Raw genomic sequence first — 13811 nt, forward strand, 5'->3', positions numbered from 1 at the left:
GATGAACTAATTCCCGGCTGCCTTCATCTCCTCAATTATCCAGTTGCGGAAGGCCTTGATCTTCGGCACGTTGCGGCGGTTTTCGGGGTAGACGAGCCAGTAGGCCTTGCCGTCGCTGCGGGTTAGTTCGAAGGGCTGATAGAGCCGGCCGAGCGCGATCTCGGCTGCATAAAAGGCCGGGTGGAGGATGGCGACACCGTGGCCGGCGATCGCCGCATCGGCTTCCACCGCCTGGGAGCCGAGCTGGTTGCGCGGGCGCCTATCGAGATCGGTCTCGGTGATGCCGGCTGCCTCGAACCATTGTTTCCACCAGATGTCGCCGGCGTCGAAGAGATCGAGCTTCAGCAGGTCACGCGGCTCCTTGATGCCGCCTGCCGATTCCGCCAGTTTCGGGCTCAGCATCGGGGTGAACTCAAGCCCCATCAGCCGATGCAGCGTCAGTCCCGGCCAGTTGCCGTCGCCCCAGCGGATTCCGACATCGATCTGCTCGCGGGTAAAATCGATGATATCCGAGCTGGCCTGAAAGCGCACCGCGATGGCCGGATGTTTCAAATGGAAAGAGCCTAGGCGCGGCGCCAGCCATTTCGAGGCGAAAGTGTGGGTCGAGCTGATGGCCAGCGTGCCTTCGACGCTGTCGCGCGCCGTCGCCATTGCGTCGTGCAGCATGGCAAAGGCTTCGGTCACCTTTGGCGCCAGCCGCTCGCCAGTCTCCGTCAGCGCAATCTGGCGGGGACGCCGGAGGAAGAGCGGCTCGCCGACATTCTCCTCCAGCAGCTTGATCTGGTAGCTCACAGCTGTCTGCGTCATGCCGAGTTCGTCGCCCGCCTTGGTGAAACTTCCGAGCCGGGCAGCGGCCTCGAAGACGCGCAGCGCATTCAGCGGAAATTGTTTCGACAGCTTCATGGATAAGTTCTCTTTATGCAGGCAGGCGGTTCTTCGATTGGAATTGCAGCATTTTTGGCGGCAAACTGCAACTCATACCATCAAACCACCGAGGTGATGCCATGGACTGCCATGCTATCGAAGGGCGCCAGCCGCAGCAGAGAACCCAGATTTTCCGGCGCCTTGCCGGCTGGCTGACGAGCAGCGCCGACCATATCCGCCGTCTGCCACGGCTCGATCTTTCGGCCACGCCGGACCGCGTCAAACGCGATCTCGGTTTCCTCGACGGACGCGATCCCTATTACGAGGACGAGCGCATGCGGTAGGCGTCAAGCGCCGTCAAAATCTCGGCGGCGGTCATGGCGGCAATCACCTCAGGTCGTTTGTCCCTGACTGCGGCACCACCGATTGGCAGCGTCAGCCGCTCGATCCAGCCGCGTTCGCCGCCGCCTTCACGGGAAAGCCAGCTTGCGAAGGTGGCGCGCTTGGTGGCCGAGCCGATCATGCCGGTATAGGCAAGGTCGCTCCTGTCAAGCGCTTCGCGGGCGATGAGAAAGTCCAGAGCGTGGTCGTGCGTCAGGATGACGACTGCGCCGCCGGCCGAAATATCCTTCACCAGTGCTTCAGGCATCGGGACGAGCCGGGTTTTTGTCTCCGCCGGCAGATTGGCAAGCTCTTCCTGCCGCGTTTCGACGATGGTGACAGACAGCGGCAGCGGCGCAAGGGCCGCGGCCAGCGCCCGTCCGACATGGCCGGCACCGAAGAGATAGACTTCCGGCAGACGCTCGATCTCGCCGGCAAGTTTTGCTTCGAGCTCGTCTTTCACCGTCTGCGTCAGCGGCCGAAACCGCAACTGCGTACGCCCGCCGCAGCACTGGCCGATCTCCGGGCCGAGCGGGATATCCATGGCGGCGGTTCCGCCGGTTCCACCCAGCATCTCCCGGGCATTCGCGATTGCCATGAACTCGAACTGCCCGCCGCCGATCGTGCCCCATAACGCGGTTGGCGAGACGAGCATGTAGGCGCCGGTCTCGCGTGGGGTAGAGCCTTGTGTGCCGGTGATGTCGATGAGGATGCTGTCGGGGTTGGCGGCGAGGAAGGTCGGGAGGTCGGTCATAGGGAGATGGCTGATAGGTAAGTGGCTGTGTTACCCCCCTCTGTCCTGCCGGACATCTCCCCCACAAGGGGGGAGATTGGATGGAGTTGACGGTTTCCCCAAACAACTAAAGCGCTGCTACTCCGACAGGGCAGATGGGGAGCAATGATCCAACCTTTTGCCGATCTCCCCCCTTGTGGGGGAGATGTCCGGCAGGACAGAGGGGGGTGCCACCCGCTCCGCCAGTCCTGCTCATGCAACAAACCAGTCGACCCCATCCTACACCCGCTTCATCCGCTCCACCGCCATCAGGACCCGCTCCGGCGTCGCCGGAGCATCGAGCCTTGGGCAGATTTTGTAATCCGCGACACTTGCGACCGCCATCGATAGCGCTTCCAGCACCGAGATCGCCAGCATGAAGGGTGGTTCGCCGACGGCCTTGGAGCGGCCGATGGTGGCCTCGGTGTTCTCCGACCATTCGGCGAGGCGGACGTTGAAGATTTTCGGGCGGTCGGAAGCGAGCGGGATCTTGTAGGTCGAGGGAGCGTGGGTGCGCAGCCGGCCCTTGTCGTCCCACCAAAGCTCTTCCGTCGTCAGCCAGCCCAGGCCCTGCACGAAGGCGCCCTCGACTTGGCCCATGTCGATTGCCGGGTTCAGCGAGCGGCCGACATCGTGGAGGATATCGGTACGGTCGATCAAATATTCGCCGGTCAGCGTGTCGATCGAGACCTCGGTGCAGGAGGCGCCGTAAGCGAAATAATAGAAGGGCGTGCCGCGGCCGGCTTTGCGGTCCCAATGGATCTTCGGCGTTTTGTAGAAACCGGCGGCGGACAGCTGGACGCGGGCGAAATAGGCCTGCTTGATGAAATCGGGAAAGGGGATCTCGATCTCGCCGACGCGCACGCGGTTCGGTAGGAAGACGATGTCGGCCGGCGCCAAATCCCATTTTTCGGCGGCAAACGCCACCAGACGTTCCTTGATCTGGCGGGCGGCGTCGAAGGCGGCCATGCCGTTCAAGTCCGAGCCGGAGGAGGCCGCGGTGGCAGATGTGTTGGGAACCTTGGCCGTCGTTGTCGCGGTGATCTTCACCCTAGAGATATCGACCTGGAAGCTGTCGGCCAGCACCTGCGCCACCTTGGTATAGAGGCCCTGGCCCATTTCGGTGCCGCCATGGTTCAGGTGGATCGAGCCGTCCTGATAGATATGGACGAGGGCGCCGGCCTGGTTGAAGGCGGTCATGGTGAAGGAAATGCCGAATTTGACCGGCGTCAGCGCGATGCCTTTTTTGATGTAACGGCTGTCGCGGTTGAAGGCGATAATGGCATTGCGGCGCGCACGGTATTCGGCGGTTTCCTCCAGTTCCTCGACGAGGCGAGCGATAATGTTGTCCTCGACCTCCTGATGGTAGGGGGTGAGCGTACGCCCGGAGCCCGGCTGGCCGTAGAAATTCAACTTGCGGATATCGAGCGGATCCTTGCCGAGGGCATAGGCGATTTCTTCGATGAAGCGCTCGGCGCCGAGCATGCCCTGCGGTCCGCCGAAGCCGCGGAAGGCGGTGTTGGAGACGGTGTGGGTTTTCAGCGGTTTCGACTGGAGATGCACATGCGGGTAGAAATAGCTGGAATCGGCGTGGAAGAGGGCACGGTCGGTCACCGGTCCCGAGAGATCCGAGGAGAAGCCGCAGCGCGCCGCATATGTTGCATCGACCGCATGGATGCGGCCTTCGGCATCGAAGCCCACCTCGTAATCGACGAGGAAATCATGGCGCTTGCCGGTGGCGCTCATGTCCTCGTCGCGGTCAGGGCGGAATTTGATGGCGCGGCCGAGCTTCTTGGCGGCAATCGCCGCAAGCGCTGCGAACTGATTGCCCTGCGTCTCCTTGCCGCCGAAACCGCCGCCCATGCGGCGGACGTTGACGGTTACGGCGTTGGAAGGGATATCGAGCACGTGGCCGACAATATGCTGGATCTCGCTCGGATGCTGCGTCGATGACCAGACGGTGACCTCGTCGTCTTCGCCGGGGATGGCCACGGCAATATGGCCTTCGAGGTAGAAATGCTCCTGGCCGCCGATGCGCATCCGGCCCTTCAGCCGCATGGCGGCATTCGGCATTTCCACTTGAGGCTCGCCGCGCTGGAGCGTCATTGGGGTGATGACCAGCGGGCTGCCATTGGCGAGCGCGCCGTCGATATCGCTCCAGTGCGGCAGGTCGCGATAGTCGATCTTCGCCAGCCGTGCGGCCCGGCGGGCCGCATCGCGCGTTTCGGCGATGACGGCAAAGATCGGCTGGCCGTGGAATTCGACCTTGGTTTCGGCAAGCAGCGGTTCGTCATGGCTGCCGTTGGAGCTGACGTCGTTGACGCCCGGCACGTCCTTGCCGGTGATGACCCAGACGACGCCGGGATAGGCGGCGACCGCGGAAAGATCGATGCCGGCGATTTCGGCATGCGCTCGGTCGGAGAGGCCGAGGGCGCCGTGCAGCAGGCCGGCGGGTTCGGGGATATCGTCGATATAATCGGCGGTTCCGGTCACATGCTTATGTGCTGAATCATGCCGCAGCGAGGCGTGCATCGGGCCTGAAATGATGACCTTACGGTCTTCGAAGGTGGACTTGTCCATTAGCGTCTTCCTGCCGGTAGATTGCCCGTCGCAGGCGCTCCGGGCGCTCGCGGATGAGGGGGGCGGCTGGCACCAACGGTTGACTTCTCCATCACGCCACCTCCTCGAACCGTTTCAACTCCTGCGGTGCGCCCACCGTTTCCAGGTAGAACCGCGTCAGTAGGTTCTTTGCCGTCAGCTGGCGGTATTCCGCCGTGGCGCGCCAGTCGGTCAGCGGCTGGTAGTCGGTGTCGAAAGCGGGGCGGGCGGCCTCGATCGTCGCTTCCGTCCAGGGTTTGCCGATCAGCGCGGCCTCGACGGTCGGAGCGCGTTTCGGCGTCGCCGCCATGCCGCCGAAGGCGATGCGGATGTCGGTGATCATCTCGGCTTCGTCGAGCGTCAGCAGGAAGGCGCCGAGCACGGCGGTGATATCCTCGTCGCGGCGCTTGGTGATTTTGTAGGCAGCAAAATGGCTCGTATCGGCGGGATAGGGCACGAAGACGCTCTCGACAAACTCGCCCGGCTTCCGGTCCTGTCTGCCATAGGCGATGAAGAAATCCTCGAGCGGCATTCTGCGCTGGCCTTGCAGCGACCGCAGCGTCAGCGTCGCCCCGAGCGCGATCAGCGGCGGCGGGCTGTCGCCGATCGGCGAGCCGTTGGCGATGTTGCCGCCGATCGTGCCCATGTTGCGCACCTGCTCGCCACCGATGCGATCGATCAGCCGCCCGAGCGCCGGGATTTTCTTGGAAATCGCCGCGAAGGCCCTGCTGTAGCTGACGCCGGCGCCGATGGTGACGCCGTCCTCGCCTTCCCCAATCGACTGCAATTCGCTCAGATGATTGATGAAGACGACCGGGTTCAGCCGTCGCATCTGCTTCGTTACCCAGAGGCCGACATCCGTCGCGCCCGCGACGACGATTGCGTCGGGCTCCTGTGAAAGGACCTCGGCCAGCGCTTGAACAGAAGCGGGCACGATCAGGCGGTCTTCGCCGCTGGCAATCCTGATGGTGCCGCTCGCCTGCATGGCCCAGAGCCGCGCGACGATTTCCGAGCGCGTTCGCTCTAGCGGGTCGAAGAGCGCACTTGGCCGCATCAGGCTCACCTGCTCGGCAGCCTTGACGATCGGCTCATAGCCAGTGCAGCGACAGAGATTGCCTTGCAAGGCCTTTTCGATTTCCTGGCGGCCGGGCTTTTCCTTCGTCAACCACATGCCATAGAGCGACATGACGAAGCCCGGGGTGCAGAAACCGCATTGCGAGCCGTGGCAATCGACCAGCGCCTGCTGCACCGGGTGCAGTGCGCCGTCCCGGCCGGCGAGATGCTCGACCGTCACCACATGGGTGGCGTGCAGCGAACCTAAGAACCGGATGCAGGCGTTGACCGATTCATAGGCGAGCTTGCCGTCGGCGAGCCGCCCGACGAGCACGGTGCAGGCGCCGCAATCGCCTTCCGCACATCCTTCCTTGGTGCCCGTCAGCCGTTGCCGCAACCGCAGAAAATCGAGAAGCGTCTCGGTCGGCCCGACATCGGTGAGTGCGATGTCCTGGCCATTCAGGATGAAGCGGATGCTGTCGTTCATGATATTCCCGGTTGTTTTTTCCAAATGGTTAAGCCGCCGTCCAGCCACCGTCAATCGAGATGTGCGTTCCGGTCACCTGGCGGGCGGAGTCGCTGGCGAGGTAAAGCGACAGTGCACCGATTTCCTCGGCCTTGACGAATTCACGGGTGGGCTGCGCCTTGAGGATAACCTCGCTCTTTACCTGTTCCTCGGTCATGCCGCGGGCCTTGGCGGTATCCGGTATCTGCTTTTCGACGAGCGGCGTCAGCACGTAACCAGGGCAGATGGCGTTCACGGTCACGCCGAATTCGGCAAGCTCCAGTGCCGCGGTCTTGGTGAGGCCCAATATACCATGTTTTGCCGCGACATAGGCGGATTTGAAGGGGGAGGCGACGAGGCCGTGGGCCGAGGCGATGTTGATGATGCGGCCATGCTTCTTCGCCTTCATCAGCGGGATGGCGGCGCGCATGGTGTGAAAGGAGCTCGACAGGTTGATGGCGATGATCTGGTCCCATTTCTCGATCGGGAAATCCTCGATCTTTTCGACATGCTGGATGCCGGCATTGTTGACCAGAACGTCGACGGTGCCGAAGTTCTTCGCTGCCGTTTCGATCAGGTCGGCGATCTCGCCGGGCTTCGTCATGTCGGCCGGGTGATAGATCGCCCGGCCCTTCGACACTGATTCAAGCCGCGCGACGATCGCCTTGATTTCATCGGCATTTCCGAATCCGTTGATGACGACGTTGTCGCCGGTTTCGGCAAAGGCGGTAGCGATCGCTAGGCCGATGCCGCTGGTGGAACCGGTAACGACGACTGATCTGCTCATGCTGTTCTCCTGACATCGCGATGCTGCGTTGCAACGTTGGTGGCGAGGTTATGCCCAAAGCCGGCGGGCTGGCAATTCCGCTTTATTCGCTTTTCTCACCCGCATCGCCGTCCTATTGATTTGTCACGATAATCGACATGGAGCATTTCCGTTTTTCTCCGAATCACGGAAATGATCTATCTCTTTGTTTCACGCAATTCCGGACGCAAAACCGCTGCGCACTTTAGCTGGAATTGCTCTAGCGGGAGGGAACTGCATGAGTGGATACGTTCTGGCGATTGACCAGGGAACGACATCGACGCGGGCGATCGTCTTCGACGGCGACATGCATGTCGCCGGCAAGGGCCAGCAGGAATTCACCCAGATTTATCCGCGCTCCGGCTGGGTCGAGCACGATCCTGAGGAAATCTGGGATTCCGTCGTCTCCACCGTCAATATGGCACTGCGCGATGCGGGAATTACCGCCAAGGATATTTCGGCGCTCGGCATTACCAACCAGCGCGAGACTGTCGTCGTCTGGGAGCGCGAGACGGGCCGGCCGATCCAGAATGCCATCGTTTGGCAGGACCGGCGCACGGCAAGCTATTGCGACAATCTCAAGCGACAGGACCTTGAGCGGCTTTTCACGAAGAAGACCGGCCTGATCCTCGATCCTTATTTTTCCGGCACCAAGCTTTCCTGGATGCTCGCAAACGTCAAGGGCGCCAGGGCGCGCGCCGCCAGGGGCGATCTCTGCTTCGGCACGATCGATACCTTCCTGATCTGGCGGCTGACCGGCGGCAAGAGCTTCGTCACCGACGCTACCAACGCCTCGCGCACGCTGATGTACAACATCGCCGAAAACGCCTGGGACGAGGATCTACTCGATATTCTGCGCGTGCCGGCCGCCATGCTGCCGGAGGTCAAGGATTGCGCCGCCGATTTCGGCACGGTCGATCCTGCGATCTTCGGCGCTGCAATCCCGATCCTCGGTGTCGCAGGCGACCAGCAGGCGGCTACTATCGGCCAGGCGTGTTTTCAGCCGGGTATGCTGAAATCGACCTACGGCACCGGCTGTTTCGCGTTGCTCAACACCGGCGCCGATATGGTGCGTTCGAAAAACCGGCTGCTGACTACCATCGCCTATCGCCTGAACGGCGAGACGACCTATGCATTGGAAGGCTCGATCTTCATCGCCGGCGCGGCGGTGCAATGGCTGCGAGACGGGCTCGGTATCATCGGCAGCGCCGCCGAGACCAACGCTCTTGCCGAACGAGCCGATCCGACGCAGGAGGTCTATCTCGTGCCCGCCTTCACCGGGCTTGGCGCGCCGCATTGGGATGCCAAGGCGCGCGGCGCGATTTTCGGGCTGACACGCAACAGCGGCCCGGCGGAACTCTCCCGGGCGGCCCTCGAAGCCGTCTGCTACCAGACCCGCGATCTGCTCGACGCCATGCAGAAGGACTGGAAGAACGGCAGCGACGACACGGTGCTGCGCGTCGACGGCGGCATGGTCGCCTCCGACTGGACGATGCAGCGTCTTGCCGACCTGCTCGATGCCCCGGTCGACCGCCCGGTCATTCTCGAGACGACGGCGTTGGGTGCTGCCTGGCTCGCCGGCAGTCGGGCAGGGGTGTGGCCGGACAGAGACGGTTTTTCGGCGACGTGGAAGCGGGATCGGCGTTTCGAACCCGATATGGATGAGAAGGTGCGGGCGGCCAAGCTCAAGGGATGGAAGAACGCGGTCAAGCGGACGCTGAGCGAGGGCTAGCCTTCAATTGCAACCGCCGCGCCGTCGCGCGCAGCTGACCACGATAATTATTTGATGCGGCCTGTCGGCTAAGCGGTTACTCCTTCGTCATTCGGAAAGAGGAGTGACCCGATGCTTTATGCAATCCTTTGTTACGCCCATGAGGAAACCGTCTTCGCCTGGAGCAAGGAGGAGGAGGCTGCCGTCATGGAGAAGCTCTATGCCGTGCAGGAGCCGCTTGCCGCAGCCGGAAAACTCGGCCCCGTTGGCCGGCTGATGCCGACGACGGCGGCGACGACGGTGCGCAAGGGCAAGGACGAGGCCTTGGTCATTGACGGTCCGTTCGCGGAAACGAAGGAGGCGCTTCTCGGCTTCTATGTGGTCGACTTCGAAACGCTCGATGAGGCGATCGCCTTCTCGAAGCAGCTTTCATCCGTCAATCCAGGTTCCTCCTCTTACGAAATTCGGCCTTTCTACGTCTTCAGGCCCGGAGATGCTTCATCATGACAGACATTGCCTGGATCGACCTCGCGCTTGCATCGGCTCGCCCGAAGGCGCTCGGCGCGCTGCTGCGCTACTTCCGCAATCTCGATACCGCGGAAGAGGCGTTTCAGGAGGCATGTCTGAGGGCGATCCGGACATGGCCGGAGAAAGGGCCGCCACGTGATCCCACAGCCTGGCTGATCTTCGTCGGCCGCAACAGCGGCATCGACGCGGTGCGCAAGCGGGCGAAGACCCAGGCCCTGCCGGATGAAGAGACAATCTCCGATACGGAGGATGCAGAAAGCGATATCGCCGAGCGGCTGGACGATTCCCACTATCGCGACGATATCCTGCGGCTACTGTTCATCTGCTGCCATCCGGATCTGCCGGCGACCCAGCAGATCGCGCTGGCGCTGCGCATCGTCTCCGGCCTTTCGGTGCCGCAGATCGCGCGCGCCTTCCTCGTGTCGGAAAGCGCCATGGAGCAGCGCATCACCCGGGGAAAGGCACGGGTCGCCAAGGCCGGCGTGCCGTTCGAAACGCCGAGCCCTGGGGAAAGGGCTGAGCGGCTCTCGATCGTCAGCACGATGATCTATCTGGTCTTCAACGAGGGCTACAGCCAGGCCGATCCGAAGCATGAGGCGGCCGCCTTCAGCGACGAGGCGATCCGGCTGGCACGCCTGATGCTGCATATCTTTCCCTCCGAACCGGAACTGATGGGGCTGCTTGCGCTGATGCTTCTGCAGATCTCGCGCCGGCCTGCACGCTTCAGCGCCGAGGACGAGATCGTGCTGCTCGAAGATCAGGACCGCTCGCTCTGGAGCCAGCCCTTCATCAACGAGGCCTTGGCGCTGCTCGACAAGGCGCTGCGGCACCGTCGGCCCGGCCCCTATCAGCTGCAGGCGGCTATCGCGGCTGTTCATTCCCGGGCAAAACGCGCCGAAGACACCGACTGGGTGGAGATCGATCTGCTCTACCGCGCGTTGGAGCGTCTCCAGCCCTCCCCTGTCGTGACGCTCAATCGTGCTGTGGTGGTTTCCAAACTGCAGGGGCCGCAGGATGCGCTCGATCTGATCGACCCGCTTGGCGAGAAGCTCGGCGGCTATTTCTACTATCACGGCCTGCGAGGCGGTCTGCTGAAGCAGCTCGGCTTGACCTGCCAGGCGCGCGAAGCCTTCGACCGCGCCATTGCGCTTGCCCATTCGGCCGCTGAGGCGGCCCATATCCGCCGGCAGATCGACAAAATGAAGGAAGAGGCGGCGCAGCCGGTCGCAGAATAAATCAGGAAAAATCGGCACGCTGTCGGAACGGCAAATTTCTGCACGTCCTTGCAACAACCTGGAAGCAGGTTTCATTCAATTGGAGAGATGCCAAATGACCGCCAGCACGCAACATGAACTCGTCCTCGTTCGCGAATTCGACGCGCCGCGCGAGAAGATCTACAAGGCGTGGACCGATCCCGATCTCATGAAACAGTGGTTCGTGCCGCGCCCCTGGGGTGTGGCGGAAGCAACGCTCGACGTCCGCGCCGGCGGGTCCAGCGTCATCGTCATGCAAGATCCCGAGGGCAATCAATACCCGAACCGCGGCGTCTATCTCGAGATCGTCAAGAACGAGAAGATCGTTTTCACCGATGCCTATACAAGCGCCTGGGAGCCTGCCGAGAAACCTTTCTTCACCGGTGTCATCCTGCTCGAGGATCTCGGCAATGGCCGCACGAAATATACGGCCAAGGCGCTGCACTGGCGCGCCGAGGACAAGGAAACGCATGAGAAGATGGGTTTCCACGAAGGATGGGGCAAGGCTGCAGACCAACTGGCTGAGCTGCTGGCGAAGATGTGAGCGATGGGACGGGGCGGCGTGGCAAGGCTGTGCCGTCCCGATGCTTCAAGTGCGATTTGAGGCGGCTTGGAAAAAGATTCCGCCGGCACTTCGAAGTCGTTGATTTCAGGTTCGAATTGGTGGTCGGGTAATGGCGGCGTCAATGTCGACGCAGGATGTATCCTGTGCCAATCTGCCGACATGAAGGGATACGTTTACATCCTCGCATCCGCACGCAACGGCACGCTCTATACCGGCGTGACCCGAGACCTAGCCGGGCGGCTATATGCGCATCAGAATGCACTGACGCCAGGCTTCACGTCGAGGTATGGCGTGAAGACGCTGGTGTGGTTCGAGGAGCACGACCTGCTAACGGCGGCGATTACGCGTGAAAAGACGATTAAAAAATGGCCGCGGCAGTGGAAGTTCTCGTCGCGCGGACGCGCGACTGCTGGATTCCTGTGACGAGCACAGGAATGAGGGAGTTTTTGGTGTTCGACGAGCTAAACTACAACCGTTTCCCCAGGACGACGTATCCATACAATGCTCTGAACGATAAGGGGATATAGGTTCGTGGTTGCTGCCAATTGCTCCCTCATTCCTGTGCTCGTCACAGGAATCCAGCAGCGCGTGTCTACGGCGCAAAAACTCTTGGCCACGCTGCCATCGGACGCCGCGTCGCTATCGAATTTTTCGAACATTCCGTTCCAGAGTTTGTATTTGCGCTCCGTCTCGGTGATCCTTATCTCCTGGCAGAATTCAACAGGATGCTGACAATGGAACTGGGCCTTTATACATTTGCCGACGTCAATCCCAATCCATCCCGCAGCAAAGGCGCGGAAGGGGCGGAGCGGCTGAAGCATCTGATCGAGGAGATCGAGCTTGCAGATCAGGTGGGGCTCGACGTCTTCGGGCTCGGCGAACATCATCGCCCGGATTACGCGGCGTCGGTTCCCGCCGTCGTGCTGGCGGCGGCGGCGGTCAAGACGAGGAATATCCGGCTGACAAGTGCGGTCACCGTGCTTTCTTCCGATGATCCGGTACGCGTCTTCCAGCAGTTTTCGACGCTCGATCTGATTTCCAACGGCCGGGCAGAGATCATGGCGGGGCGCGGCTCCTTCATCGAGTCCTTCCCGCTATTCGGCTACAATCTCGAGGATTACGATCAGCTCTTTGAAGAGAAGCTCGATCTGCTGCTGGCGCTGCGCGATAGCGAGGTGGTGGAGTGGAAGGGCGAGCTTCGCGCCGCGATTAACGGGCGCGGCGTCTATCCCAGGCCGCTTCAAGACCGGCTGCCGCTGTGGGTCGCGGTCGGCGGCACGCCGCAGTCGGTGGCGCGCGCCGGGGCGCTCGGCCTGCCGGTGGCGTTGGCGATCATCGGCGGCGAGCCGCGCCGTTTTGCGCCGCTTTTCGATCTCTATCGCGAGGCCGCGCGCCGGGCAGGCGAGGATCAGGCGAAGCTGAAGACCAGCATCAATGTTCACGGCTTCATCGCCGATACAACGGAGGCTGCGGCCGATCAGTTTTACGGGCCACAGGCCGAAGTGATGAACCGCATCGGGCGCGAGCGCGGCTGGGGGCCAACGAGCCGGGCGCAGTTCGACATGTCGCGCGGGCCGAGCGGCGCGCTTTTCCTCGGCGATCCCGAGACGGTCGCCGAAAAGATCATTGCCCATCATGCACTGTTCAAGAACGACCGCTTCCTGCTGCAGATGGCGATCGGGTTGATGCCGCATGCCGCGATCATGCGCGGCATCGAGCTTTACGGGACGAAAGTCGCGCCGATCGTCAGAAAGGCGTTGACTGAAAGCGGGCAAGGGGCGAAAGCCACAGCTTGAGGCGGCCGTGGCCGTTCCGCGCAAGGCCGGAATAGACGAATGGTTATCGCAAACGACGACGAACTGGCGAAGCTCAAGGAGATCGGCCGCATCTGCGCCAACGCCATCCAGGTGATGGCGACGGCGATGGAGCCCGGCATGACGACGTTGGAACTCGACCGGATCGGCCGCAAGGTACTCGAGGATTCAGGCGCGCGCTCGGCGCCGGAGTTCTGCTATCAGTTTCCCGGCGCCACCTGCATCAGCATCAATGAGGAAATCGCCCACGGCATTCCCGGGCCGCGCGTCATCCGCGCCGGCGACCTCATCAATATCGATGTTTCGGCTGAGAAGGACGGCTTCTTTGCCGATACCGGCGCCTCCTTCGCGATGCCGCCGGTCAAGCCAAAGATCGAGCGGCTCTGCCGCGATGGCAAGCGAGCGCTCTGGGCCGGCCTCAACCAGGTGAAATCCGGCGAGCCGCTCGCAAAGATCGGCACCGCCGTCGGCGCCTTTGCGCAAAAGAACCGCTATACGCTGGTCGCCAATCTGGCGAGCCATGGCGTCGGCCGCTCGCTGCACGAGGAGCCGGCAGAGCTCTCGACCTGGCCCGACCCTTCCGAAAAACGCATGATGACGGAAGGTCTCGTCTTTACCGTCGAACCGTTCCTGTCGCTCGGCGCGACATGGGCTGAGGGCGGCGACGATGCGTGGACGCTCTATGCCGATCCAAAAGCGCCGACCGTACAATATGAACACACGGTGGTTGCGACGCGCAACGGGCCGGTGGTGCTGACCTTGCCGGATGCTCGGGCGTAGGGCGGCTTGCGGAGCTTTTCCTCCGTGCGGCAGTCTCCAAAACCCCTCATGCTGAGGTGCGCAGCCCGCAGGCGGAGCCTCGAAGCACGCCGCAACGTTGATTCTTGCATCATCCAGCATCAGCACACCCGCCTCGTCCTTCGAGGCCCCTGCGGGGCACCTCAGCAACCGTGTTGTTGGGG

The 13811-nt window shown here is 62.3% G+C and carries 12 protein-coding genes and 1 pseudogene; 8 read left to right on the plus strand and 5 right to left on the minus strand.

Annotated features, from left to right (window positions below):
* Positions 1 to 6: 6 nt before the first annotated feature.
* Positions 7 to 903: a transcriptional regulator GcvA gene (gcvA, locus tag RCCGE510_RS14420; protein ID WP_007630945.1), complete on the minus strand. Its 897-nt coding sequence runs from the start codon at positions 901 to 903 to the stop codon at positions 7 to 9.
* A 101-nt stretch (positions 904 to 1004) separates the two neighbouring features.
* Here gcvA and RCCGE510_RS14425 point away from each other — a divergent pair, with 101 nt between their 5' ends.
* Positions 1005 to 1208 (plus strand): hypothetical protein, encoded by a 204-nt coding sequence (locus RCCGE510_RS14425; protein ID WP_007630947.1) that lies wholly within the window; start codon positions 1005 to 1007, stop codon positions 1206 to 1208.
* On the opposite strand, the gene xdhC is transcribed toward RCCGE510_RS14425, so the two are convergent.
* The 4 genes from xdhC to RCCGE510_RS14445 all read right to left on the minus strand — a co-directional run bounded on the left by xdhC (position 1184) and on the right by RCCGE510_RS14445 (position 6960).
* Positions 1184 to 1999, minus strand: a complete 816-nt coding sequence (gene xdhC / locus RCCGE510_RS14430; protein ID WP_007630948.1) for a xanthine dehydrogenase accessory protein XdhC — start codon at positions 1997 to 1999, stop codon at positions 1184 to 1186. The genes RCCGE510_RS14425 and xdhC overlap by 25 nt on opposite strands.
* Positions 2000 to 2257: 258 nt before the next feature.
* Complete coding sequence (gene xdhB, locus RCCGE510_RS14435) at positions 2258 to 4597, minus strand: xanthine dehydrogenase molybdopterin binding subunit (protein WP_007630949.1); 2340 nt, start codon at positions 4595 to 4597, stop codon at positions 2258 to 2260.
* 91 nt (positions 4598 to 4688) lie between these two features.
* Positions 4689 to 6155 (minus strand): xanthine dehydrogenase small subunit, encoded by a 1467-nt coding sequence (gene xdhA / locus RCCGE510_RS14440; protein ID WP_007630950.1) that lies wholly within the window; start codon positions 6153 to 6155, stop codon positions 4689 to 4691.
* Positions 6156 to 6183: 28 nt separating this feature from the next.
* Entirely contained in the window at positions 6184 to 6960 is a 777-nt protein-coding gene (locus RCCGE510_RS14445) for a 3-hydroxybutyrate dehydrogenase (RefSeq protein ID WP_007630951.1), read from the minus strand.
* Between the two features lie 256 nt (positions 6961 to 7216).
* Between RCCGE510_RS14445 and glpK the strand changes: the two genes are divergently transcribed.
* The 7 genes and pseudogenes from glpK to map all read left to right on the plus strand — a co-directional run bounded on the left by glpK (position 7217) and on the right by map (position 13629).
* On the plus strand, positions 7217 to 8710 hold the full coding sequence (gene glpK, locus RCCGE510_RS14450) for a glycerol kinase GlpK (protein WP_007630952.1): 1494 nt from the start codon (positions 7217 to 7219) through the stop codon (positions 8708 to 8710).
* 111 nt (positions 8711 to 8821) lie between these two features.
* Positions 8822 to 9196, plus strand: a complete 375-nt coding sequence (locus tag RCCGE510_RS14455) for a YciI family protein (protein ID WP_007630953.1) — start codon at positions 8822 to 8824, stop codon at positions 9194 to 9196.
* Complete coding sequence (locus RCCGE510_RS14460) at positions 9193 to 10452, plus strand: RNA polymerase sigma factor (RefSeq protein WP_007630960.1); 1260 nt, start codon at positions 9193 to 9195, stop codon at positions 10450 to 10452. Before RCCGE510_RS14455 ends, RCCGE510_RS14460 begins: the two co-directional genes overlap by 4 nt.
* Before the next feature lie 94 nt (positions 10453 to 10546).
* Complete coding sequence (locus tag RCCGE510_RS14465) at positions 10547 to 11014, plus strand: SRPBCC family protein (RefSeq protein ID WP_007630961.1); 468 nt, start codon at positions 10547 to 10549, stop codon at positions 11012 to 11014.
* Between the two features lie 180 nt (positions 11015 to 11194).
* A pseudogene (locus RCCGE510_RS14470) lies at positions 11195 to 11419 on the plus strand (GIY-YIG nuclease family protein); the annotation flags it as partial.
* 350 nt (positions 11420 to 11769) lie between these two features.
* Positions 11770 to 12831, plus strand: a complete 1062-nt coding sequence (locus RCCGE510_RS14475) for an LLM class flavin-dependent oxidoreductase (RefSeq protein WP_007630965.1) — start codon at positions 11770 to 11772, stop codon at positions 12829 to 12831.
* Between the two features lie 39 nt (positions 12832 to 12870).
* Positions 12871 to 13629 carry a type I methionyl aminopeptidase gene (map, locus tag RCCGE510_RS14480; protein WP_007630966.1) on the plus strand — a complete coding sequence of 253 codons (759 nt, stop codon included), beginning with the start codon at positions 12871 to 12873 and terminating at the stop codon, positions 13627 to 13629.
* Positions 13630 to 13811: the final 182 nt, after the last annotated feature.

This window comes from Rhizobium sp. CCGE 510, assembly GCF_000292525.1.
Classification (GTDB): domain Bacteria; phylum Pseudomonadota; class Alphaproteobacteria; order Rhizobiales; family Rhizobiaceae; genus Rhizobium.

What these genes read in the sequence shown, in the direction of transcription:
- gcvA (WP_007630945.1), bottom strand. Translation starts at nt 903, where the DNA reads ATGAAGCTGTCGAAACAATTTCCGCTGAATGCGCTGCGCGTCTTCGAG.
- RCCGE510_RS14425 (WP_007630947.1), top strand. Translation starts at nt 1,005, where the DNA reads ATGGACTGCCATGCTATCGAAGGGCGCCAGCCGCAGCAGAGAACCCAG.
- xdhC (WP_007630948.1), bottom strand. Translation starts at nt 1,999, where the DNA reads ATGACCGACCTCCCGACCTTCCTCGCCGCCAACCCCGACAGCATCCTC.
- xdhB (WP_007630949.1), bottom strand. Translation starts at nt 4,597, where the DNA reads ATGGACAAGTCCACCTTCGAAGACCGTAAGGTCATCATTTCAGGCCCG.
- xdhA (WP_007630950.1), bottom strand. Translation starts at nt 6,155, where the DNA reads ATGAACGACAGCATCCGCTTCATCCTGAATGGCCAGGACATCGCACTC.
- RCCGE510_RS14445 (WP_007630951.1), bottom strand. Translation starts at nt 6,960, where the DNA reads ATGAGCAGATCAGTCGTCGTTACCGGTTCCACCAGCGGCATCGGCCTA.
- glpK (WP_007630952.1), top strand. Translation starts at nt 7,217, where the DNA reads ATGAGTGGATACGTTCTGGCGATTGACCAGGGAACGACATCGACGCGG.
- RCCGE510_RS14455 (WP_007630953.1), top strand. Translation starts at nt 8,822, where the DNA reads ATGCTTTATGCAATCCTTTGTTACGCCCATGAGGAAACCGTCTTCGCC.
- RCCGE510_RS14460 (WP_007630960.1), top strand. Translation starts at nt 9,193, where the DNA reads ATGACAGACATTGCCTGGATCGACCTCGCGCTTGCATCGGCTCGCCCG.
- RCCGE510_RS14465 (WP_007630961.1), top strand. Translation starts at nt 10,547, where the DNA reads ATGACCGCCAGCACGCAACATGAACTCGTCCTCGTTCGCGAATTCGAC.
- RCCGE510_RS14475 (WP_007630965.1), top strand. Translation starts at nt 11,770, where the DNA reads ATGGAACTGGGCCTTTATACATTTGCCGACGTCAATCCCAATCCATCC.
- map (WP_007630966.1), top strand. Translation starts at nt 12,871, where the DNA reads ATGGTTATCGCAAACGACGACGAACTGGCGAAGCTCAAGGAGATCGGC.